Raw genomic sequence first — 20,119 nt, forward strand, 5'->3', positions numbered from 1 at the left:
TGGGGTGGGAGGGCTCTCACCAACCTTGACTTGATCCTCCATGCCCGCTAGGAGGGTCGGCCTTTCCGGGCCTCTGCGCGATACGGCGGAGGACCTGTGGTCCGTTTGGCACGAGATGCGGTCCCCGGCATGCACCTGGCGACCGCGAGAAGTTTGGAGTGCACGAAATGTCGCAGAAGACCTACAGCGCGAAGGCTGGGGACATCAAGCGCCAGTGGCACGTCATCGACGTGTCCGACAAGGTGCTGGGCCGCGCGGCGAGTCAGATTGCCACCTTGCTCAAGGGCAAGCACAAGGCCATGTACACGCCGTCCATCGATACGGGCGACCACGTCATCGTCATCAACGCCGACAAGGTGAAGGTGACGGGGACGAAGGAGCAGGACAAGATGTACTACCGGCACCCGCGAGCGGGTTTCCCGGGCGCCCTGAAGATCACCAACCTCGAGAAGCTGCGCCAGCGGCACCCCGAGGACATCATCATCAACGCCGTGCGTCGCATGCTGCCGCGCAACGCGCTGGGTCGCCAGATGATGACGAAGCTGAAGGTCTACGCGGGTGATACCCACCCCCACGCCGCCCAGCAGCCGGCTGCGTTCTCGGTTGAGGCGTAAGGGAGACAACGACCATGCCCATCCATCAAGAGCTTGGTTTCTACGCCACCGGCCGCCGCAAGGAGGCCACCGCCCGCGTCTGGGTGCGTCCCGGCACCGGTCAGGTCATCATCAACGGTCGCGAGATCAACGACTACTTCGGTCGTGAGACCTCCAAGATGGTGCTCAACCAGCCCCTCGAGATTCTGGAGCAGAAGGGGAAGCTGGACGTCACCGTGAACGTTCGCGGCGGCGGTCTCTCCGGCCAGGCCGGCGCCATCCGCCACGGCATCGCCCGTGCGCTGTGCGCCTTCAACCCGGAGTTCCGTCCCGCGCTGAAGAAGGCCGGCTTCCTGACCCGCGATGCTCGCGCGGTCGAGCGCAAGAAGTACGGTCAGCCGGGCGCGCGTCGCCGGTTCCAGTTCTCCAAGCGCTAACCCCTGCGGGTTGGTTGCTCAGGTTGTTCCTCCGCGGCGGAGGCTCTCTCACGAGGGTCTCCGCCGTGGTGTTTCCGGGGACTCACCGGAATGCGCGGGTCGCATCGCCGCGCGGGCGTCTGCTACGATTCGGAGGCCCATGGAACTCAATGAGATCCTCCAGATCGCCCTTCGCGGCGGTGCTTCCGACATTCATCTGAAGGCTGGTCTGCCGCCCATGTTCCGGGTGGATGGCTCGTTGGTGCCGTTGAAGGATGGCCGTCGCCTCCCGCCGGAGGAGGTGGCTCGCATGTCCTTCGGCATCATGAACGAGTTCCAGAAGGAGAAGTTCAAGGCGAGCAACGAGGTGGACCTGGCCTACGGAGTTCCGGGCCTGGGTCGCTTCCGTGTGAACGTCTTCCAGCAGCGCGGCACGGTGGGCGCGGTGCTGCGTGTCATCCCGTTCAAGGTGATGACCATCCAGGACCTGCTGCTGCCGCAGATTCTCGCGAAGATTTGCGGAGAGGAGCGCGGGCTCATCCTGGTGACGGGGACGACGGGCTCGGGCAAGTCCACGACGTTGGCGGCGATGATCGACTACATCAACTCCAACGAGACCAGCCACATCATGACGATCGAGGACCCCATCGAGTTCCTCATTCGCGACAAGCGCTCCATCGTGAACCAGCGCGAAGTCGGTGTGGACACGATGAGCTTCGCGCAGGCGCTGAAGAGCGCGTTGCGGCAGGACCCGGACGTCATCCTCGTGGGCGAAATGAGAGATCACGAGACCATCGAAACGGCGCTGCACGCCGCGGAGACGGGCCACCTCGTGATGTCCACGTTGCACACGTTGGACGCGACGGAGACGGTGAACCGCATCGTGTCCGCCTTCCCTCCGCACCAGCAGAAGCAGGTGCGCATCCAGTTGGCGAGCGTGCTCAAGGGCGTGGTGAGTCAGCGCCTGGTGCCGCGCGCGGATGGAAAGGGCCGCGTGGCCGCGGTGGAGGTGCTGCGGGTCACGGCCCGCGTGCGCGAGCTCATCGAGGACAAGGACCGCACGAAGGAGATCCACGACGCCATCGCGCAGGGCACCGACTCGTACGGGATGCAGACCTTCGACCAGTCGCTGATGAGTCTGGTGCGGCAGGGGTTGGTGACGTACGAGGAGGCCCATCGTCAGGCGTCGAACCCGGACGACTTCGCGCTGCGCTTCTCCGGCATCAGTGGGACGTCGGACTCGAAGTGGGACAACTTCGACGCGAAGCCCGGCGAGGCCCGTCCGATTCCGGGCTCGGCCGCGTTCGCGCAGAAGGGAGCGCCCGTGGGAGCGGCGCCTCCGCCCGCGCCCCCCGCGCCCGCGCCTCAGGCCGCGCGTCCTCCGGGGGCACCAGCCCCGGCCGCCGCACGCCCGTCGACCCCGGCTCCGCCCACGCGGCCTGCGACGCCCGCTCCCGCCGCACGTCCGGCGCCTGCCCCCGCGCCTGCTCCAGCGGCGGGTGGGGATGACGACTTCCAGATCGAACGCTTCTGAGCGTCCGACGACGCGTGGGTCTCATGAGGACCGTGAGCCCACGCGCGGGCAGTGGGGCACTAAGGCCGCGCTGGCTTGAGGCCCTTCGACGCACCGGGTGAGCGGCAATGCGTGCACCCTCGAGGGGGCCGGCCCGCGAAGCAGGCCGAACTGGCTTGAAGCCCTTCGCCGAATCCGATGAATCGGTGATGGGGGCACCTTCGAGGGCCCGGCCCGCGAAGCAGGCCGAACTGGCTTGAAGCCCTTCGCCGCACATGGGAGGTGCACCTTCGGAGGCCCGGCCCGCGAAGCAGCCCGCCCCGGCTCCTGGCCCCGTGCCGCATACAACCAAGGGCGCTGGGCGCACTTCCGAGAGCGCCTCCCAAGCGAAGCCCGGGGCCCTCGCCCCGCGGGCCTTTCCTCGGCGCTACGCGTCTTCCTCGCCCAGCATGGCGCGCAGGCGGGACAGGCGCAGCGGTCCCATCAGCCCCTCTCGCGCCAGGGCCTGGAGCAGGTGCGCGGTGGCGTGCACCTTGGCCTCCTGCTCCTCCTCCGGCTTGTCGGCGACCTCCGCGTCCAGCAGCGCCTCGATGTGCTCGGGGTTGATGGGCGCGGGGCCCTCCGCCCACGCGATGTCGAACAGGGCCCGCGCCATGGTCTCGCGCACCTTGCGCTCCGCGTCGTCCGCCGCGCCCTTCACGAAGCCGAGGAAGAGCGCATCCACCGCCTCCTTCGTGAGCGCCGCCAGCGCGGGCACCTCACCCAGCGACTCCATCACGTATTCGCGGTCGAACGTGTCGACGTCCTGCTCATAGCCGAACGCCTCCTCCAGGAGGATGGAGGCGATGAACGCGTCCGTCTCCTCCTCGCTCGCGCCTTCCTCGGCAAGCGCCTCGCGGGCCTTGCGCGCGCGCTCGCTCAGCTCCGCGTCCTCCTGCATCGCGCGCACGGACGCATGCGCCGCCAGCAGCACGACGGCGGCCTGGGCGTCGGAGGACAGCGCGCGGCCCCCCACGTCCATCAGGATGGAGGCCTGGCGCGGATGGGCCTTGGCCGCCTCGGCGAAGGCCATCTCCTCGGGGGTGAGCGAGCCGCCCGCCTGTTGCTTGCGGAGCGTCTCCTTCGCGACATCGGCTGCAAGGAAGCGGGCGAGGACTGGATGCATGCGGGGCCTGTTACCACATGCTAGGTATCCCGCCATGCTCTCGGAGGATGAGGGGCCAGAGGCCGTCCAGCGCGCCACGGATGCCGGGCTCAAGCTGCTGGCCGCCCGTGCCCGCACCCGCCAGGAACTCCTGGAGGCCCTGGCGAAGAAGGGCTTCGTCCCCACCGTCCGAGAACAGGCCCTGGCCCGGCTCGAAGGCTGGGGCTATCTCGACGATGCCCGCTTCGGCCACGAGCGCGCCTCCGCCTTGCTGAGGGGAGGCAAGGGCCCCAGCGCCGTCCTCCAGCGACTGGAGGCCCACGGCCTGTCCGAAGACGAAGCCCGGTCTGCCCTCGAGTCCGCCAGCGGGGCGGTGGAGTTCGACGCCCTGGCCGCCGCGCGAGGGGTGCTGGAGAAGCGGGGGCTGTCGGCTCGGCCCCTCGACGGGAAGTCGTGGGCCCGGGCCGCGAGGCTCCTGTCGGGCCGCGGATTCTCCGAGGACGTCATCCATCAGCTGCTGGGTGAAGCTTCGCTGGACCCCTCGGGGCCGGACGAATAGCGTGGCGCCGATGCGTTCCGCCGTCGCCTTCCTGACCACCCTCCTGTTGCTCACCTCGGGCTGTGCCGCCCTGTCCGGCTCACAAGGGGGCGAGCCCGACTACGCCCTCACCGCCGAGGAGAACCTCGTCCTGGGCAGCCAGGCCCTGGAGAACAAGGACTTCCTCAAGGCCCAGAAGTACTTCGAGTACGTCCGCGCGAAGTTCCCCTACCAGGAGGCCGCGCGCGAGGCGGAGCTGAAGCTGGCCGACGTGGACTTCGCCCGCGAGGCCTTCCCCGAGGCCCGGGACCAGTACCAGTCCTTCATCAAGCTCCACCCCACGCACCCCAAGGTGGACTACGCCGCGTACCGCTCCGCGCTCACCCACGTGGAGGACTACCCGTCGGAGTTCTTCGCGCTGCCTCCCTCTGAGGAGAAGGACCAGGTGGAGATCCGCTCCGCCCTGTCCACGATGGAGGAGTTCCTCCGCGAGTACCCGGAGTCGCAGTACGTCCCGGAGGCCAAGCAGCACGCCGCCGACGCGCGCCGCCGCCTCGCCGAGCACGAGCTCTACGTGGCCCGCTTCTACCAGAAGCGCGGGCGCTGGAAGGCCGTGGCCCAGCGACTGGAGGCCGTCCTCTCGAAGTACCCGGGCACGAGCTACGAGGAAGAAGTCCTCTTCGACCTTCACGACGCCTACGTGAAGCTCAATGACCAGAAGCGCGCGCAGGACACCCTGCGCCAGGTGCTGCGCCGCCTGCCGGGGACTCCCGCGGCGGAGAAGGCCCAGCGCATGCTGGGCACGTGAGGACGACGGAGGAGTGGAGCCGCCTGGGCGGGCTGGTCATCGCCGGCCTGGCGGTGCTCGCCGCCTGTGCGTTGCTCGTCCCCAGGCTCCTCGGCTTCGCCACGGGGCCCGAGGTCGAGGTCATCACCGCGCTCAAGCGGACCGAGTCCTACGGGCTTTCCCTGAGCATCCCCGGCGTGTCCGTGCCGCTGACCGCCCAGGAGCACCACTTCGCGCGCATCACCGTGACGGTGGAGCCCGGCGGGAAGCGGGCCGTGGCCCACTCGACGCTCGACTTCACCGGAGCGCTGGGCGCCACCCAGGTGGGGACCGCGGGCGTGGAGCGCTCGCCCTACGTCTCCAAGAGCGGGGAGTGGGTGCCGGAGCGCACCGAGTCCCCCCGGCTGGTGGCGGTGGTCCGGGCGCTGGAGGCTCGGCGCCGAGCGCTCGAGTCCGCCGACGCGGAGGCCCTGGCTCACCTGGTGCCGCCTGGAAATCCGGGAGTGGCGGGACCCGAGTGGGAAGAACTGAAGATGATGCGAGACCGCGTCTATCGCGCGGAGGCGTGGTACATCCGGTTGGAGCGGGAGGAAGCGCAGGTCACGGAGCACTGGCGGCTCCAGGGCTCCCTCCCGTCGAGGCCGGTGGACACCCGGGGCCAGCGGTCGCTGTCGCTCACGCTTCACGGTGATGAATTCTTGTTTTCGCCCGGCCTCATGTAGGCTACCCCGCGTCGGAGGCAGGGCCCGAGGACGGGCCGAGTCATGGAAGAGCCCCTCAAGCAGCTACTGACCCTCGGGCGCGGCTACTTCGAGAAGAAGCAGTACGCCCAGGCCGAGCAGTACCTCGCGAAGATCGTCGAGCAGAATCCGACGTTCGCGGACGTGTTCAACATGCTCGGCATCATCTACCACGACCAGGGCCAGTTCGCCCGGGCGCAGCGGGCGTTCGAGTCCGCGTTGAACCTGAATCCGGCGTACACCGAAGCGGCGCTGAACCTGGCGGTCATCTACAACGACATGGGGAAGTACGCCGAGGCGAAGGAGGTCTACCAGGCCGCCCTCTCCCGGCAGAAGACGGGCCCAGGTGAACTGGACCCCTATGTCGAGAAGAAGATCGCCAACATGTACGGCGAGATTGGCGACGTCTACGCCTCCAGCGGTGCCTGGCAGAAGGCCATCGAGGAGTACCGGCGCGCGCTGGGCCTGTGTCCGCAGTTCGTGGACATCCGGCTCAAGCTGGGCAACGCCCTGCGCGACGCGGGCGACAACGCGGCGGCCATCACCGAGTACGAACAGGTCATCGCGCAGAACCCGTCTTTCATCCCAGGCCGTATCCAGTACGGCGTGGCGCTGTACTCCGCGGGACGCAGGGTGGAGGCGGTGCAGGTGTGGGAAGACGTGCTGGCGCGCAGCCCTGACAACAAGAGCGCTCAGATGTATCTCAACCTGGTGAAGGACCCCGGCAAGGTGGAGCAGGCGGGTTGATGACCATGGATATCTCGAAGAGCTATGCCCTGAAGTTCATCTCCGGGAAGTACCAGGGGGGCGAGTTCCCCCTGAAGGCGGAGAAGCACATCGTCATTGGCCGTTCCAGTGAGCTGGACATGGTGCTCGTGGAGGACATGGTCTCGCGCAAGCACGCGAAGATCAGCTTCTCCGACGGGAAGATCACCATCGAGGACATGGGCTCCACGAACGGCACCTTCGTCAACGGCGAGAAGGTGAAGCAGGCGCGCCTGAAGGAAGGCGACCGCATCCTCATCGGCACCTCCATCCTGAAGCTGGTGCACCAGGGTGCTGAAGGCGCCAACGTGGATGAGAGCGTGGCCAAGCAGAAGCTGGAGGAGGCCGCCGCCGCCCAGGCCGCGCGGACCACCACCAAGGGCAGCTCCATGACGGGGAAGATCGAGGAGATTCCCCTCCCGGACCTGCTCCAGCTCTTCCACACCTCCAAGAAGAACGGCGTGCTGGTGGTCACCAGCGCTCAAGAGGGGAAGATCTACCTGCGCCAGGGCCGTGTGTACTACGCGGTCATCAACGAGAACCACAACCTGGGTCCGCAGAAGAGCTTCAACCGCATCATCACCTGGGAGTCGGGTGACTTCGAGCTGCGTCCAGCCGACAGCCAGGAGTTCATGGTGGAGCTGGACTCGTCGACGGAGGCGCTGCTGATGGACGCGCTCCGGCAGCTCGACGAGTTCAAGCGCCTGCAGCCCAGCCTCCCGCCGCCCGAGGCCGCGCTCCAGCTGTCCGTTCCGCTGGCGCCTTCGCTCAAGGAGCTGACGCCGGAGCTGCTGGACGTGCTCCAGCTGGTCATCAACCAGGGCAGCCTGGCGGGGGTGTTGGACCGCGCGGACGCGGACGACATCGTCACCGCCGAGGGCCTGGTGCAGCTGCTCAAGCGCGAGTACGTGCGCATCGCCTGAGTCGGACACATGGCCTGCCCCATTCCGGGCGGGCCCGGAAGAAGGGGAACACGCCGTGGCGGACGCGAAGTCGGTGAAGCGACTGCGCCTCACCGAGCTGAGTCACTGCGCGGGTTGCGCGGCGAAGCTTCGGGCAGGGGACCTGCAGAAGATCCTGGGGGGACTGAAGTCCTCCCGAGGCCCTCAGGCCCTGGTGGGCTTCAACACGAATGACGACGCGGCGGTCTACCGTCTCACGCCCGGCCTGGCCGTGGTGGAGACGGTGGACTTCTTCCCGCCCGTGGTGGACGACCCGTTCCAGTTCGGCGCCATCGCCGCGGCGAACGCGCTGTCGGACATCTACGCGATGGGGGCCAAGCCGCTGTTCGCGCTCAACCTGGTGGGCTTCCCGGACAGCCTGCCCATGTCCGTGCTGTCGAAGATTCTCGCTGGCGGCCAGTCGAAGGTGGACGAGGCGGGCATCTCCATCCTCGGGGGCCACAGCATCCGAGACCCCGAGCCCAAGTACGGCCTGGCCGTCACGGGCGTGGTGGACCCGAAGAAGGTGCTCACCAACGCGGGGGCGAAGCCCGGGGACGTGCTGCTCCTGACGAAGCCCCTGGGCACGGGCATCGCGACCACGGCCATCAAGCGGGGCGTGGCGTCGAAGCAGCTCTCGAAGCGGGTCATCGCGTTGATGTCCACGCTCAACCGCGCCTCGGGCGAGGTCTTCGCGTCCGGCAAGTTCAAGGTGAACGCGCTGACGGACGTGACGGGTTACGGCCTGTTGGGCCACCTGCTGGAGATGATGACGGGCGCGAAGACGCGGGCCGCGGTGGACCTGGAGCGCATCCCGCTCATCGCGGACGTGCCCGGGCTGGCCGAGGCGGGCGTGGTGCCGGGTGGGACGAAGTCGAACCTGGAGCACGTGAAGAAGAAGGTCCGCTTCCCGAAGGGGCTTCCCGAGGCGATTCAGTGGGTGCTCGCGGACGCGCAGACCAACGGAGGCCTCCTGGCCAGCGTGCCCGCACGGGACGCGCTCAAGGCGCTCAAGGCCCTGGAGAAGGTGGGCGTGGACGCCGCGCTCATCGGTGAAGTCCAGGCGGGCCGGCCCGGCATCGACATCATCGGCTGAGGGCAGGACGGGCGGGGATTTCGCGCGCGGGGTGGGGCTCCGCTACCATTCCGCCCCGGCATGACGCTGTCCCTCCGTCCGCTCCTGGCCCTGGTGGCGTGTCTCTGGCTGCTCCCCGCTCGCGTGGAGGCCGCCGAGCGGCCCGCGCGCATCGTCATCGACCCGGGCCACGGGGGCGCGAAGGAAGGCGCCAAGGGGCCCGGAGCGCTGCGCGAGAAGGAGGTGGCGCTCCAGATTGCCCACCGGCTGCGCACGAAGCTGGAGGCGGCCGGGGGCGAGGTGCACCTGACGCGCGAGCGGGACACGCTGATGAGCCTGACCGAGCGCGTGTCGATGACGAACGACCACGGCGCGGACCTGTTCATCTCCATCCACGCCAACTCCATGCCCACGCCGAAGATGCGCGCGCGGACGGAAGGGGTGGAGACGTACTTCCTGTCGGCGAATGCCTCGGGTGAGGCGGCGCTGGCGGTGGCGGACCGGGAGAACGCGGAGGCGCCGGTGGCTCGGGCGGCGCGCGGGGACTCGACGCTGGCGTTGATTCTCGAGGACCTGGTGCGCACGGAGGCACACGCGGACTCGTCGCGGCTGGCCTACTCGATTCATCCCAAGCTGGTGGCCCGCACGAAGGCGGCGGACCGGGGCGTTCAGCAGGCGCCATTCTTCGTGCTCTCGGGGGTGGAGTGCCCCGCGGTGCTCGTCGAGGTGGGCTACATCTCGCATCCCGAGGAGGGGGCGAAGCTGGCGCGAGGCGACTACCAGGAGAAGCTGGCCGAGGCCATCAGCGAGGGGGTGCTTGCCTTCTTGCGTGAGTCGCGCCGGAGGGATGCCTCCCGGCCTGCCCAGGTGGCGAGCCCCGGGGCCCGGTGAGTCGATAGCGGGTGACGGCGGGCGGGGAGGCTCTGGTAGAGAGGGGCCGCTCTCTTCCTCTCCCTCAGGAGCTCGCCGTGCGTTCCTTCCAACGTGGTGTGCTGGACCTTCGTCCCGTTGTCCTCACCCCCGGAGTGTCCCGCTATGCGGAGGGCTCCGTGCAGGTGGAGTTTGGCCACACCAAGGTGCTTGTCACCTGCTCCACGGAGGAGCGGGTTCCGCCGCACCTGATGGGCAAGGGCACCGGCTGGGTGACGGCGGAGTACGGGATGCTTCCGCGTGCCACGCACTCGCGCAGCCAGCGTGAGGCGGCGAAGGGGAAGCAGACGGGCCGCACCATGGAGATTCAGCGCCTCATCGGCCGTTCGCTCCGCGCGGCGGTGGACCTGTCGACGCTGGGGACCCGGACGCTGACGCTGGACTGCGACGTGCTGCAGGCGGACGGCGGGACGCGCACGGCGTCGATTACGGGGGCGTATGTGGCGCTGGTGCTCGCGCTGCGCTCGCTCCAGAAGCAGGGCGTCATCAGCAAGATGCCCAAGCTGACGCCGATGGCGGCGGTGTCCGTGGGCGTGGTGGGCGGCGAGGTTCGCGTGGACCTGGACTACGAGGAGGACTCGAAGGCGGACGTCGACCTGAACATCGTGGCGACGGGGGATGGGCGGATGGTGGAGGTGCAGGGGACGGCGGAGCACCAGCTGTTCGACCGCAAGACGCTGGACGCGATGCTCGACGGGGGCCTGGCCGCCATCCAGCAGCTCGTGGCCGCGCAGGCGAAGGTGTTGGAATGACGGCGGGCAAGGCGAAGCTGCTCTTCGCCACCACGAACAAGGGGAAGCTGCGCGAGCTGCGCGCGCTGGTGGGGGACTCGGTGGAGGTGGTGTCGCTGGCGGACCTGCCGCCGGTGCCCGAGCCCGAGGAGGACGGGGAGACGTTCGAGGCGAACGCCGTGAAGAAGGCCCTGGAGTACGCGAGGGCGACGGGGCTGCCGGCGCTGGCGGATGACTCGGGGCTGTGCGTGGACGCGCTGGATGGGCGGCCTGGAGTGTTGTCCGCGCGGTACGCACCGGGCGACGACAAGGCCCGCTACGAGAAGCTGCTGGTGGAGCTGGCGGGGGTTCCGGAGGCGAAGCGCGGGGCGTCGTTCCGGTGCGCGTTGGCACTGGTGTGGCCTGATGGACGGACGCACGTGGAGGAGGGGCGCTGCGAGGGCCGCATCGGGCACGAGGCTCGGGGCACGCATGGCTTCGGATATGACCCTGTCTTCATGTTTCCGGACAGTGGCCGCTCCATGGCCGAGCTGACGCCCGAGGAGAAGTCGGCGGTTTCACACCGAGGGGCGGCCTTCCGGAAGATGAAGTCCCGGCTGTTGGAGTTGGGGAAGGGCAACTGAGTGAAGGTGTCAGGCACGTTGCTCTTGCGCGTCCGTGCGCGATGGTTCAACAATGCCGGACTCTACTTCTCGGGGCGTAGCGCAGCCTGGTAGCGCACCTGCCTTGGGCGCAGGGGGTCGGAGGTTCGAATCCTCTCGCCCCGACTTGAAGTAAAGCAGTGGAATCAGAGCGGGTGGCCCAACCAGCTCCAGTAGCTCAGCTGGATAGAGCACCGGCCTTCTAAGCCGGGGGTCGCAGGTTCGAGTCCTGCCTGGGGCGCTGCCCAACCCACTGGACTCGCTCAGGAAAGAGCCCCTGCCCACCCGGGTGGGGGCTGTGTCCTCCCCGTTGTTTCCGGTCCTATTCCGGTCGAGCGCCTCGGATCATCCCCTGCCGCTCCCGATTCGGGCCTGTCATTGCCACGGACGCCAAGCATTGAAGAACACCCCTCCGGTGGCGGTGCTTTCACAGGAGGCGGGTGTCACCGGGGAAACCACCGCTGTCGCTGAGGTTCCACCCGGCTGGCTGTCCGCGACTGCTGCCGTCGTGCTGTCTCCCACGGGGAGTCGCGCGAGGGCTGGGCGCTTCGGGTTTCTACGGCAGCCCGAAGTCTAGAAACAGGACCAGCGCTTCACGCCGCAGCGGCATTTGCCCACGCTGCCATTGGCCCTGCAGCACGGAGTCTCGTACCCGGGCATGGCGCATTCCAGCGTGTCCCGGCTCGCACAACTGAAGTAGCTGCACGTCGGGCAGGCGTAGAACGTTCCATCGCAGGTCACGCCTTGCCCATTCACCGCGGAGCAGTTCGTGGTTCCCGACGGGCAGCTGACCGACCCCGCCGCGCAGGAGGCGGTACACGCCGAGAGCTCCTCCGACGACGTGCTCATCTCCTCGCCCGAGTCAGCCACCTCGGTGGGGGCTTCGCCACAGCCAACCGCGAGCACGGTGAGGCAGGCCAACAGCAACAGATTGAAACTCTTCATGGTGGACCTCGTCTTGGGGGTGCTGTGCGAGCGATGAGCGACCGGGCTCTTGGTATCTTCTGTAATCCAAGCAGCAGTAGCAACTCGAGAGGAGGCAATCATGTCAGGACAATGGACTCGGCCACTGATGGCCGCTTTCGGGGCGAGGTGGTGTGTCGAGCCTTAACACTTGTTGCGACTGATGCCCCATTTGATGTCTCGACAAGATGGCCGATGGTTGAGTCTGAAAACTCCAATGGGATTGGGGAGACACAATGCGTGGGCCGAAGCTGTTCTTGCTTGTGACGCCGCTGCTCGTTGCTTTGAGTGCGAAAGACGCGAATGGCCATTTTGAGACGGTCCCGGCCCCGGCTCCGGCGGCGACCGGTTTCTGGCTCTGGGATACGAACATGGAGTGGTGTAACTATTTCGGAGCCCAGCTCTTCATCAATGACTTCAATGGCGATGGCATGGCGGACCTGCTGTGTCACGACTGGCTCTCGGGCGACAAGCGGATCGCCTTTGCGCGTGCGCCCGATGGGCACTTCGCCGGGAACGACTGGCAAGCCGCCATGGGGTGGTGCAATCGACAGGGGAGCCAGCTCTCCACGGGGGACTTCGACGGAGATGGCCGCGCGGACATGCTCTGCCATGATTCGATTACAGGGGAGAAGTGGATCGCCTTTGCCCGTCCGGGTGGGTACTTCGTCGGGACGGACTGGTATCAGGACATGAAGTGGTGCAACCGCCTCTCCGCGCGATTCTCCGTCGCCGATTTCAACGGCGATGGTCGCACAGACTTGTTCTGCTACGACGTCAGCACCGGAGCGAAGCTGTTCGCCTACTCCGCGTTCTGAGCGTCTTCGCAGGCACGGCTGATGACGGCCCTGTGCGAGCGGGGTCGTGTCCACGGAGCGGACTCACGTGGCCACGTGACGGGCCTCCCCCTTCAATTGGACGAGCTGCCGCTGGATGCGCCACACCACGCCGATGCACAACGCGGTGACGAGAGCGAAGAGCGTGGCGTGCACGATGTTGACCATCGCGCGGGTGTCGCTGCTGATGAACATGACTTCGTTGAGGCGGCGCATCAGCTGATACCCCGTTCCGACGGCGAGGCTGACCAGCCCCATGAGCCACCAGGCCCGTATCAAATGGGCTCTGGAGGTCTCTCCACCCAGGTCTCGCCAGAGGTCACGAAGCAGCTGATAGGGCTTGAAGAGATTCAGACCTGGGATGAACCAGCCGAGGAGGGCCTGGCGAGGGGAGGCCTGGCTGACGTCGAGGACGCTGGCGAGCTGGAACACCTGGTATTGCCACCGCAGGAAGCCCACCACGCCGAGAATCGTCGTCGCGACCATGAGCGCACGGAGGGTTCCGATGGCGGTGCCATACGCGACCATGACGTCGGTCGTCGTCAAACCGAGTCCTTCCAAGAACGGGTAGAGCCAGAACTTCACGGCGAGAAGGGCCACCTCGGCCACGGCATGCAGGGAGATGGCCGCGGTGGCAACGACGGCCCATCTGCGAGCGGAGGGCAAGAGCCGTTGCCTCACCGTGGCCTGGCAGGCGTCGCAGGACCGAGCGCTGCGCTCCTTGCAGTGCTCGCAGACGAAGCTCCCGCAGCGCGCGCAGACCTCCTGGGCTGGCCGGTCCGGATGATGGGCGCATGCGGCATCGACAGGGAGGCTGGCGGGTGTCGTCTGCATGGAATGGGGCCTGGGTGGGGTGGGGAGGTCGCTGCGTGTCGACGAAGGATGCGTGTTTTGACCGGGTGGGCGGTGGGAGTGACGGGCTCGCTCGGCCCGTTCTGTTCAATACAAGACAAAGAGCAAGGAGGAGACTCATGGGCGAGCGAACCCCGATGTGCATCGCCCATGAATCGGTTTGAAGGTGTCGCTACTTCTTCTCGGGCGTCGACCAGTGTGTGGCCGTCGCCTTCACGATGAAGTCGGCAACCAGCTTCCGGAGCAGGTGGATGTTGTTCAGCTCCACGGGCTCGGCCAGGAGAATCACCTCGGACTTCCGGGTCGCCGCGTCCATCCAGGGCATCCCCTCGAGCTTCCAGTCCCCGTGGATGACCGTCGCCATGCCAGACATCTGCATGCAGAACGTGAGCTCAGCTCCAAGGGCCATGATGGGCACCTCGGACTGACCCTTCGGCGAGGAGAGGCCGAGCGGGCCCGTGTCGAAAGCGATAGAGACCACGGGGACGCTTCTCCACGCGGCCTCATTCGCGAACCGGGCCGTCAGCGAGATTCCCGTTCCTTTCCCCTGGTTGGCCTCCTTCACGAGCGCCTCGAGCTTCTGGAACAGCTCCTTGGACACGCGCGTCCAGGACTCCCTGCGATGCCCGGATGCGCTCCTGCGCTCCACCAACCTCGCCATGAGGTCCTTCAAATCGTCCGTCGCCATGCTTGTGATTCCCCCTCTGCCCGTATGCTCAGCGCTCGATAGGGGAGAATCAACGGCAAACCGTACGGCGTGCGGCGCCTCGCCCGAGTCCCACGGCTCACGCCGGCGCCATGAAGGCCGGGGAGAGGGCACGGCGCGCGATCATTCGTTGCAGGACGAGCCGCCGCTGGAATCCCCGCAGGATGCATCTCCGCTGGGGAGGTCGCTGACGTCGCCCATTTCAAAGGGGATGCTGGCATCCGCGACTGGCTCTGAGCCGATGCTCTCGGGCCGGGCGTCGCGAGGAGCGCGTCCCCAGAGAAGGCATGCAAGCACCTTCCACCCGGCGATCATCAAGGGAAGCCCGAGGCTGAGACACAGAACCACGAGGGGGGCCCTGTTCATGCTCAGCCAGCCGAGGCCGATGGCACAAAGCAGTGAAATCAACCCTCCCGCGTACAGAGAGATGAGGGTCTCCAATCCGGAGTTGAATCGAGACTGCGCACGTGCCGCTGCGTTCCTGTCGTGCTTGGGGGAAGGGCCTGCCATCGGTGTGCTCCGCCAGAGAGGTGCTCGGTGTCCTCGCGTGGCGCAATGCACAGTCGGTGGCGGTTTGTCGTGCGCGAGGCAGGCCCTCCTGCCTCTTGTCCTCGAAACGCTGGGTGATAGCCCTGGGGGATGGCACGGGCGCATGGGCTGCTGGGCCCACGGCCATGCTCGAGCCAGGGGGCGCGCGCCCTACATTCCTCCTCTGAGGTTGGACTGGACGACGAACGTGAAGTGGCTTCCCCCGGCCTTGGCCCATCGGACGAGCCAGTCCGAGGTGTAGTCGCCGGACACGAGCAGGTGGCCGCCGTGCTCGCGAGCCATGAGCGCGAGTCTCTCCACGTCACCTGGAGGGAATCGGTCATGGAGGTGGACGTTCGCCCCCGCCTTGAGAATCTCCTGGATGGATTCGAAGCTTGTCCGCATGTGTGGGCTCTCACCTGTGGGAGTCGTGCTGAAGCGTAGCAGCACTTCGACAGGCGTTCTCCCACTCGACGGCACTCCCCAAAAGACAGAAGCCCCCCGGCTTGCGGCCGGGAGGCTTCATTCATGCCAGGCCTGTCGACCTAGCAGGTCCGGTCGTAGAGCGCCCTGCAGTGACGGACGGCCTCTTCCACCGTGCAGCCGGTGGCCGTGCAGTGCGGCTGACCCGCGGGAGGCGTACACCAGTTGAGCACCACCCAGCAGGCCAGAGACTCATCGCCGGCGGTGGAGGCCAGCGCAGGCATCTGCTCGCTCTTCTCGGTGCTCCAGGGCTCAACAGACATCTCCTGCTTCTCGGAGATGTGCACGGCCAGACTGCTCTTCGGAGCACCTTCCTCTTGGCCCGGGCCACAGGCGGAAATCGAGAGGGTCAGCAGCAATCCCGTCAGAAACCTCTTCATGAGCATCCCTTGGGTTGGAGGTGCTGTCGCCTTGGTAGGCGCAGGCGAGCTGTGTCTCGCATTTCCGATTGTTATGCCTTTCGGGTTGGCTGGTCAATGCGTGAGAGTGATTGTGATGGCGCTGAAGACTTTCATGGACTGGGCTGGGGTTGTCGTGGCGTCGCGCATGAAGAAGTGAAGGTATGGCGTATGGAGGAGTGGTGCCGGAAATTTGTGGATAGCTGTTGACTGTGAGTGCTTGTCGGGAAATGCTGCCGCGCCGTTGGGTCACACACTCGTCAAGGAGCACATCGTATGAGGATGGCGCGACTCGCCGCTGGAGTTGTCCTGGGATTGGCACTCGTGGCTGGCTGTGGTGGGGCGACACTCGAGAGCCCTGACCTGGAAACGCTGGCGGGGCCTGAAGGGGATGCTGTCCTGAACCTGTCGGAGTCCGAAGAGGGGCTCTATGAGCCGCCTTGCAACGGCCGGACGATGTGGACCTTCAACTGGTTCAGTGACGAGGCCATGACTCAGCTCGTTGGAGACAAGCGGTGTGACTGCAATGGTATGACTGCCCGTTGGGGCGTCAGGGGGCGGTATGAAAGGTTCACCCAGGTTGTCTGTTCAAGACAGCCTGAGGACGTCGCGTCCGGCGACGATGTGAAGCGTTGAGTCGAACCGGAGGCGCTGGCGGAGCGGTGCCTGTGTTTGGCTGGATTTGTACGAAGTGGATGCAGCCCCAGGACGTCCGGCGCGAGGCGCCAGGGTCGAGCTTCGACCTGGCTCCGCGCCGCCAGCGCGAAGCGGGGGCGTCCCAGGTGCGGCGCTTCCTGTAGCAGCCTGTCGCGGTGGAACGAGAGGGCGTGAGCCGGTGGTTCCGGTCGGGGTCGACCGAGCGCGCTCCTTGCTTCCATGGGAAGGAGGGGCGCCTCCTCGTGGCGGCCCGTACCTCCCGAGCCCTTTGCTCCCCAAGGAAAGAGCGAGGAACTCCCGGCGGTTGGGAAGTCGGTCAGGAACTCGCCGTCGCCTGTGTCGCTCTCGGGGTTCGGGAGGGCAGGGGGCGTGGGGTTGCCCCCTCGTTCAGGGGGCCAATCGACCCGCTTCACATTTGGGCCTTGAACTGGCCCTCGCTTCCACGGTAGGGAAAGCGCCGCTTCAAACGCCGTGTCGGTGACGGCGGCCATAGCTCAACTGGTTAGAGCGCTGGACTGTGACTCCAGAGGTTGCCGGTTCGACCCCGGTTGGCCGCCCACTTTCTTCCCCCGAGTAGCTTGCGCTCGTAGCTCAACTGGATAGAGCACTGGGCTTCGAACCCAGGGGTTGGGGGTTCAAGTCCCTCCGAGCGCGCTCTTAAGTCCCTGAAAATCCTCGGGAACGGGCTTCGTCGCCGGAGCTTCCCACGCTGGATTCTCCGGGCCCCCCGTCCGCCTGCGGGCACGTCTCCTCGCGGTCCGCGTGCCCCCACCGAAGTCTCCCCACCTTCGGCGGAAGGCCCGCCTCGACGGATCAGCCCGTCACGCCTCGCGCGAGGCGCCGTTGCCGCCCTTGTCCGCCGTCGTCGGGACTCGGCAGCGCAGCTCCGTCTCCGCCTCCAGCGCGGTCAGGTTCTCCCGCATCGCCTTCGCCCAGCGCGCCCGGGGCTGCTCCATCAGCTTCTCGTTCGCCAGCTCGATGCTCTCGCTCAGCTCCTCATCCGAGAGCTCCGACGCTGTCTTCCCCTTATAGGGACCGAACGCCACCAGCACCGCGCTCGGCTTGAGGGGAGGCGTGGCGACCAGCTCCGCCTCCTCCAGCTTCGAGACCTTCTCCGGCACCGCCACCGTCGGGAGCGCGGGGAACGACGCCTTCACCGGCCCGGGCCTCGCGCCCAGCACCTCATAGGTGCCTCCCACCGGCGCGGGCTCCGGCTGCGCGGACTCGAAGTCCTCCGCGGGCATCTCCTCGCGGACGTACAGCCCTCCGAAGGCCTCGGGGTACGCCTTGCGCAACGCCGCCACGCGCGCGCACTTCTCAATCATCGTCGTGGGAATCTTCGCCCACAGGGGCGTCTGCTGGACGTAGCCGCTGAAGTCCAGCCACACCACCACCGGCAGCTTCCCGTCCCGCACCACCCGGGACCAGGCCCCCACCAGCGCGCCCTTGCGCTTGGCCGGATTGAAGCGATGCACCACCTCGCCTCGCCCCTGGTCCACCACGATGTCGTCCTCCGCGAACACCGCGCTGGCCTGGATGCCCTTGAAGTCCGGGAACCGCTCCGCGCGCGCCAACATGCCGGCCTCGGACGGTTGGAATTCGTACTTCGTCACCCAGTTGGGACGCTCCCGGTTGCCCACGTTCTGCCGACGGGCGACGCAGAACGCCTCCTTGAGCAGCGGGTCCAGCCCACTGCGCTTGCACTGCTCGATGAAGAGGGCGAACTCGTCCTCGCTGATGCCCCGGGGGCAGATGGTCCGCCGGATGAGCTCCATCCGCTCCCGGCTCCACCCACCCAGCGTCGAGCCCGCGTCTTCCTTGGGGGACATGTTGGCTTCCGTCACTGTCGTCTCCTGCATGCGTCCTGCGCGAAAAGGGCGGACGACCTCCGTCCGCCCGCCTGTGCCTCGGCGGCGCTTGGGGTGTCCCGGACTGTTCGCGAACCGAACCCGCTCTTTCCGTGGACTGGCCACCCGCGCAGCCGTGGCCACCATCAACAGGAGGGCGCCGAGACTGTTTCATGCGCGGAGAGGGGGGACCCGTCGCCAGCACGCTGGGCGAGCAACACGACGCTGCGTGGCTCGGGCGAATCGACCCTCGTGCGTTGATCGCTCCGAGGGGAAATCAGCGGGGATCGAAAATACTTTTTGACAGCGTCGCAGGGCTTCTGTAGTTACCGCGCCACCTCGCCGTCACGCAGCAGACGGACCGGGGCAGTGCCGGGAGCGTAGCTCAATTGGCAGAGCAATGGACTCTTAATCCATAGGTTGTGGGTTCGATTCCCTCCGCTCTCACTCAGGGGCCTCTTCAGAAATGAAGAGGCCCCTTCTTTTTTGGCGCGATCCGCTGGCTGCCATGCAGCGGACGTTTCGCGGTATGTACGGCACGACACGCGAGACACCCGGGCGGGTGGCGAAACTGGTAGACGCACCAGACTTAGGATCTGGTACCGCAAGGTGTGAGGGTTCGAGTCCCTCCTCGCCCATTTCGCGTTGACCCGTTCGTGGCTATCCCCTAAAGGCGCACGTCCCACTTAACCGGCGCCGCTCGGGACGACTGTCCGAGGCGGCGGCGAGCGAGGCCCGTATGAAGGTCCAGGTCGAAGAGCTTTCTCCCATCGAGAAGAAGCTCTCCATCGAGGTCGAGTCAGCCCGCGTGGCGGAGGAGCTCAACCGCGCTTATTCCAGGCTCGGGCAGCAGGTGAAGTTGCCGGGCTTCCGCCAGGGCAAGGTCCCCCGCCGCATCCTGGAGCAGCGCTTCAAGGACCAGGTCGAGGACGAGGTCATCCAGCGCGTCGTGCAGACCGCCTACATGGATGCGGTGCGCGAGCACAACGTGGAGGTCGTGGCCAGCCCGCAGGTGACCAACGCGGGCCTCAAGGCCGACGCGCCCTTCTCCTTCGAGGCCCGGGTGGAAGTGAAGCCCAAGGTCGAGGCGAAGGAGTACGCCGAGCTCCCCCTGACCAAGGCGGACGCCACCGTCACCGACGAGCAGATCAACGAGCAGCTGGACCGCATGCGCCAGTCCCTGGGTCGTCTGGACCCGGTGACGGACCGCGACTCCGCCGCTTCCGGTGACTACGCGACGGTCGACTTCGACGCCACGGTGGACGGCAACCCGTTCCCCGGCAGCAAGGCCGAGGGCATCACCGTCCAGGTGCAGCCCGGTGAGCTGGTCGAGTCCAAGATTGCCGCCCTGGAGGGCGTGAAGGTGGGCGAGTCCAAGGACATCGACTACGCCTTCCCGGCCGACTACCGGGTGGAGGATGTGCGGGGGAAGACGGGTCGGTTCCACATCACCCTGAAGGCCCTCAAGAAGGAGATCAGCCCCGAGCTGAACGACGAGTTCGCCAAGGAGACGGGCATCGCCCAGTCCATGGACGAGCTGCGCACCAAGGTCCGCACGGACATGGAGCGCGCGCGCCGTTCGCAAGCGGACAACGACGAGCGCGAGGCGCTGATGAAGCTCCTCGTCGAGCGCAACACCTTCGAGGTGCCGCGCGCCATGGTGGAGCGCGCCATGGACTCCATGCTGCGCGGAGCCCTGCAGCAGCTGCAGCGCTCGGGCGTGGACCCCAGCCGTCTCAACCTGGACTTCAACCGGCTGCGCGAGGAGATGCGCGAGAAGGCTGTCCAGGAAGTGAAGGGGACCCTGCTCCTGGAGGCCATCGCCCAGAAGGAGGGCATCCAGGCGAGCGACGCGGACGTGGAGGCTCGCATCGAGCAGCTCGCGACCGACGCGGGTCAGCCCGTGGCCGCCGTGAAGAAGTACTTCAAGGGCCCGGACGAGCGCCTCGGGTTGTCTCTGCGACTGCGCGAGGAAAAGACGATTGAATTCCTGAAGGGCCGGGCGAAGTATTCCTGAGGTCCCTTTTCCGAGCTC

General features: G+C 67.0%; 22 protein-coding genes and 6 tRNA genes. 21 read left to right on the forward strand and 7 right to left on the reverse strand.

Annotated elements, in window-relative coordinates:
- Window positions 1-167: 167 nt before the first annotated feature.
- The 3 genes from rplM (at window position 168) to MYSTI_RS11225 (ending at window position 2,543) form a co-directional block, all read left to right on the forward strand.
- Window positions 168-614 (forward strand): 50S ribosomal protein L13, encoded by a 447-nt coding sequence (gene rplM / locus MYSTI_RS11215; protein ID WP_015347864.1) that lies wholly within the window; start codon window positions 168-170, stop codon window positions 612-614.
- A 14-nt stretch (window positions 615-628) separates the two neighbouring features.
- Window positions 629-1,030 (forward strand): 30S ribosomal protein S9, encoded by a 402-nt coding sequence (rpsI, locus tag MYSTI_RS11220; protein ID WP_015347865.1) that lies wholly within the window; start codon window positions 629-631, stop codon window positions 1,028-1,030.
- Between the two features lie 139 nt (window positions 1,031-1,169).
- On the forward strand, window positions 1,170-2,543 hold the full coding sequence (locus MYSTI_RS11225) for a type IV pilus twitching motility protein PilT (RefSeq protein WP_015347866.1): 1,374 nt from the start codon (window positions 1,170-1,172) through the stop codon (window positions 2,541-2,543).
- Window positions 2,544-2,949: 406 nt separating this feature from the next.
- On the opposite strand, the gene MYSTI_RS11230 is transcribed toward MYSTI_RS11225, so the two are convergent.
- Entirely contained in the window at window positions 2,950-3,687 is a 738-nt protein-coding gene (locus MYSTI_RS11230) for a hypothetical protein (RefSeq protein WP_015347867.1), read from the reverse strand.
- 34 nt (window positions 3,688-3,721) lie between these two features.
- Between MYSTI_RS11230 and MYSTI_RS11235 the strand changes: the two genes are divergently transcribed.
- The 11 genes from MYSTI_RS11235 to MYSTI_RS11285 all read left to right on the forward strand — a co-directional run bounded on the left by MYSTI_RS11235 (window position 3,722) and on the right by MYSTI_RS11285 (window position 11,055).
- Window positions 3,722-4,225, forward strand: coding sequence for a regulatory protein RecX (locus MYSTI_RS11235; protein ID WP_015347868.1), 504 nt, complete (start codon window positions 3,722-3,724; stop codon window positions 4,223-4,225).
- Window positions 4,226-4,235: 10 nt separating this feature from the next.
- Complete coding sequence (locus MYSTI_RS11240) at window positions 4,236-5,012, forward strand: outer membrane protein assembly factor BamD (protein WP_015347869.1); 777 nt, start codon at window positions 4,236-4,238, stop codon at window positions 5,010-5,012.
- Entirely contained in the window at window positions 5,009-5,713 is a 705-nt protein-coding gene (locus MYSTI_RS11245) for a hypothetical protein (protein WP_015347870.1), read from the forward strand. Before MYSTI_RS11240 ends, MYSTI_RS11245 begins: the two co-directional genes overlap by 4 nt.
- 42 nt (window positions 5,714-5,755) lie before the next feature.
- Complete coding sequence (locus MYSTI_RS11250; protein WP_015347871.1) at window positions 5,756-6,478, forward strand: tetratricopeptide repeat protein; 723 nt, start codon at window positions 5,756-5,758, stop codon at window positions 6,476-6,478.
- Between the two features lie 5 nt (window positions 6,479-6,483).
- Complete coding sequence (locus MYSTI_RS11255; protein WP_015347872.1) at window positions 6,484-7,419, forward strand: FHA domain-containing protein; 936 nt, start codon at window positions 6,484-6,486, stop codon at window positions 7,417-7,419.
- A gap of 73 nt (window positions 7,420-7,492) precedes the next feature.
- On the forward strand, window positions 7,493-8,533 hold the full coding sequence (gene selD / locus MYSTI_RS11260; RefSeq protein ID WP_256443963.1) for a selenide, water dikinase SelD: 1,041 nt from the start codon (window positions 7,493-7,495) through the stop codon (window positions 8,531-8,533).
- A 60-nt stretch (window positions 8,534-8,593) separates the two neighbouring features.
- Window positions 8,594-9,403, forward strand: coding sequence for an N-acetylmuramoyl-L-alanine amidase family protein (locus tag MYSTI_RS11265; RefSeq protein WP_015347874.1), 810 nt, complete (start codon window positions 8,594-8,596; stop codon window positions 9,401-9,403).
- Between the two features lie 77 nt (window positions 9,404-9,480).
- On the forward strand, window positions 9,481-10,194 hold the full coding sequence (rph, locus tag MYSTI_RS11270) for a ribonuclease PH (RefSeq protein ID WP_015347875.1): 714 nt from the start codon (window positions 9,481-9,483) through the stop codon (window positions 10,192-10,194).
- Window positions 10,191-10,796, forward strand: coding sequence for an XTP/dITP diphosphatase (locus MYSTI_RS11275; protein WP_015347876.1), 606 nt, complete (start codon window positions 10,191-10,193; stop codon window positions 10,794-10,796). Before rph ends, MYSTI_RS11275 begins: the two co-directional genes overlap by 4 nt.
- Before the next feature lie 70 nt (window positions 10,797-10,866).
- Window positions 10,867-10,940: transfer RNA gene (locus tag MYSTI_RS11280), tRNA-Pro, on the forward strand.
- A gap of 41 nt (window positions 10,941-10,981) precedes the next feature.
- A tRNA-Arg gene (locus MYSTI_RS11285) sits at window positions 10,982-11,055 on the forward strand.
- A gap of 332 nt (window positions 11,056-11,387) precedes the next feature.
- Here MYSTI_RS11285 and MYSTI_RS43005 read toward each other — a convergent pair.
- Window positions 11,388-11,759 (reverse strand): hypothetical protein, encoded by a 372-nt coding sequence (locus MYSTI_RS43005; RefSeq protein WP_015347877.1) that lies wholly within the window; start codon window positions 11,757-11,759, stop codon window positions 11,388-11,390.
- 254 nt (window positions 11,760-12,013) lie between these two features.
- Between MYSTI_RS43005 and MYSTI_RS11295 the strand changes: the two genes are divergently transcribed.
- Window positions 12,014-12,595, forward strand: a complete 582-nt coding sequence (locus tag MYSTI_RS11295; RefSeq protein ID WP_015347878.1) for an FG-GAP repeat domain-containing protein — start codon at window positions 12,014-12,016, stop codon at window positions 12,593-12,595.
- A gap of 63 nt (window positions 12,596-12,658) precedes the next feature.
- Here the strand turns inward: MYSTI_RS11295 and MYSTI_RS11300 are convergent, their stop codons facing one another.
- From MYSTI_RS11300 to MYSTI_RS11320, 4 genes are all read right to left on the reverse strand, one after another.
- Entirely contained in the window at window positions 12,659-13,447 is a 789-nt protein-coding gene (locus MYSTI_RS11300; RefSeq protein ID WP_015347879.1) for a DUF4328 domain-containing protein, read from the reverse strand.
- A 190-nt stretch (window positions 13,448-13,637) separates the two neighbouring features.
- A complete protein-coding gene (locus MYSTI_RS11305; protein ID WP_015347880.1) occupies window positions 13,638-14,153 on the reverse strand; it encodes a hypothetical protein in 516 nt (171 codons plus the stop codon).
- 717 nt (window positions 14,154-14,870) lie between these two features.
- Complete coding sequence (locus tag MYSTI_RS11315) at window positions 14,871-15,104, reverse strand: hypothetical protein (RefSeq protein WP_015347882.1); 234 nt, start codon at window positions 15,102-15,104, stop codon at window positions 14,871-14,873.
- A gap of 140 nt (window positions 15,105-15,244) precedes the next feature.
- A complete protein-coding gene (locus MYSTI_RS11320; RefSeq protein ID WP_015347883.1) occupies window positions 15,245-15,562 on the reverse strand; it encodes a hypothetical protein in 318 nt (105 codons plus the stop codon).
- Window positions 15,563-16,036: 474 nt separating this feature from the next.
- Here MYSTI_RS11320 and MYSTI_RS45650 point away from each other — a divergent pair, with 474 nt between their 5' ends.
- The 3 genes from MYSTI_RS45650 to MYSTI_RS11335 all read left to right on the forward strand — a co-directional run bounded on the left by MYSTI_RS45650 (window position 16,037) and on the right by MYSTI_RS11335 (window position 16,891).
- Complete coding sequence (locus tag MYSTI_RS45650) at window positions 16,037-16,216, forward strand: DUF6289 family protein (RefSeq protein ID WP_420811518.1); 180 nt, start codon at window positions 16,037-16,039, stop codon at window positions 16,214-16,216.
- A 504-nt stretch (window positions 16,217-16,720) separates the two neighbouring features.
- Window positions 16,721-16,794 (forward strand) — tRNA-His (locus MYSTI_RS11330).
- A 23-nt stretch (window positions 16,795-16,817) separates the two neighbouring features.
- Window positions 16,818-16,891 (forward strand) — tRNA-Arg (locus tag MYSTI_RS11335).
- A 167-nt stretch (window positions 16,892-17,058) separates the two neighbouring features.
- Here MYSTI_RS11335 and bet read toward each other — a convergent pair.
- A complete protein-coding gene (bet, locus tag MYSTI_RS11340; protein WP_044283528.1) occupies window positions 17,059-18,066 on the reverse strand; it encodes a phage recombination protein Bet in 1,008 nt (335 codons plus the stop codon).
- 392 nt (window positions 18,067-18,458) lie between these two features.
- Between bet and MYSTI_RS11345 the strand changes: the two genes are divergently transcribed.
- From MYSTI_RS11345 to tig, 3 genes are all read left to right on the forward strand, one after another.
- Window positions 18,459-18,531, forward strand: a tRNA-Lys gene (locus MYSTI_RS11345).
- Window positions 18,532-18,640: 109 nt separating this feature from the next.
- Window positions 18,641-18,722, forward strand: a tRNA-Leu gene (locus MYSTI_RS11350).
- Between the two features lie 101 nt (window positions 18,723-18,823).
- A complete protein-coding gene (gene tig / locus MYSTI_RS11355; RefSeq protein ID WP_015347886.1) occupies window positions 18,824-20,101 on the forward strand; it encodes a trigger factor in 1,278 nt (425 codons plus the stop codon).
- Window positions 20,102-20,119 lie beyond the last annotated feature (18 nt).

Origin of the sequence: Myxococcus stipitatus DSM 14675, assembly GCF_000331735.1 — a bacterium.
Taxonomy (GTDB): Bacteria; Myxococcota; Myxococcia; order Myxococcales; family Myxococcaceae; genus Myxococcus; species Myxococcus stipitatus.

Excerpts from the sequence above, each read along its gene's own strand:
- MYSTI_RS43005 (WP_015347877.1), bottom strand. The coding sequence starts at position 11,759 with ATGAAGAGTTTCAATCTGTTGCTGTTGGCCTGCCTCACCGTGCTCGCG.
- MYSTI_RS11300 (WP_015347879.1), bottom strand. The coding sequence starts at position 13,447 with ATGCAGACGACACCCGCCAGCCTCCCTGTCGATGCCGCATGCGCCCAT.
- MYSTI_RS11235 (WP_015347868.1), top strand. The coding sequence starts at position 3,722 with ATGCTCTCGGAGGATGAGGGGCCAGAGGCCGTCCAGCGCGCCACGGAT.
- MYSTI_RS11240 (WP_015347869.1), top strand. The coding sequence starts at position 4,236 with ATGCGTTCCGCCGTCGCCTTCCTGACCACCCTCCTGTTGCTCACCTCG.
- MYSTI_RS11265 (WP_015347874.1), top strand. The coding sequence starts at position 8,594 with ATGACGCTGTCCCTCCGTCCGCTCCTGGCCCTGGTGGCGTGTCTCTGG.
- MYSTI_RS11225 (WP_015347866.1), top strand. The coding sequence starts at position 1,170 with ATGGAACTCAATGAGATCCTCCAGATCGCCCTTCGCGGCGGTGCTTCC.
- MYSTI_RS11320 (WP_015347883.1), bottom strand. The coding sequence starts at position 15,562 with ATGAAGAGGTTTCTGACGGGATTGCTGCTGACCCTCTCGATTTCCGCC.
- MYSTI_RS45650 (WP_420811518.1), top strand. The coding sequence starts at position 16,037 with ATGTGGACCTTCAACTGGTTCAGTGACGAGGCCATGACTCAGCTCGTT.
- MYSTI_RS11250 (WP_015347871.1), top strand. The coding sequence starts at position 5,756 with ATGGAAGAGCCCCTCAAGCAGCTACTGACCCTCGGGCGCGGCTACTTC.
- rplM (WP_015347864.1), top strand. The coding sequence starts at position 168 with ATGTCGCAGAAGACCTACAGCGCGAAGGCTGGGGACATCAAGCGCCAG.
- MYSTI_RS11305 (WP_015347880.1), bottom strand. The coding sequence starts at position 14,153 with ATGGCGACGGACGATTTGAAGGACCTCATGGCGAGGTTGGTGGAGCGC.
- MYSTI_RS11255 (WP_015347872.1), top strand. The coding sequence starts at position 6,484 with ATGGATATCTCGAAGAGCTATGCCCTGAAGTTCATCTCCGGGAAGTAC.
- MYSTI_RS11295 (WP_015347878.1), top strand. The coding sequence starts at position 12,014 with ATGCGTGGGCCGAAGCTGTTCTTGCTTGTGACGCCGCTGCTCGTTGCT.
- tig (WP_015347886.1), top strand. The coding sequence starts at position 18,824 with ATGAAGGTCCAGGTCGAAGAGCTTTCTCCCATCGAGAAGAAGCTCTCC.
- MYSTI_RS11230 (WP_015347867.1), bottom strand. The coding sequence starts at position 3,687 with ATGCATCCAGTCCTCGCCCGCTTCCTTGCAGCCGATGTCGCGAAGGAG.
- MYSTI_RS11315 (WP_015347882.1), bottom strand. The coding sequence starts at position 15,104 with ATGCGGACAAGCTTCGAATCCATCCAGGAGATTCTCAAGGCGGGGGCG.
- MYSTI_RS11275 (WP_015347876.1), top strand. The coding sequence starts at position 10,191 with ATGACGGCGGGCAAGGCGAAGCTGCTCTTCGCCACCACGAACAAGGGG.
- bet (WP_044283528.1), bottom strand. The coding sequence starts at position 18,066 with ATGTCCCCCAAGGAAGACGCGGGCTCGACGCTGGGTGGGTGGAGCCGG.
- rpsI (WP_015347865.1), top strand. The coding sequence starts at position 629 with ATGCCCATCCATCAAGAGCTTGGTTTCTACGCCACCGGCCGCCGCAAG.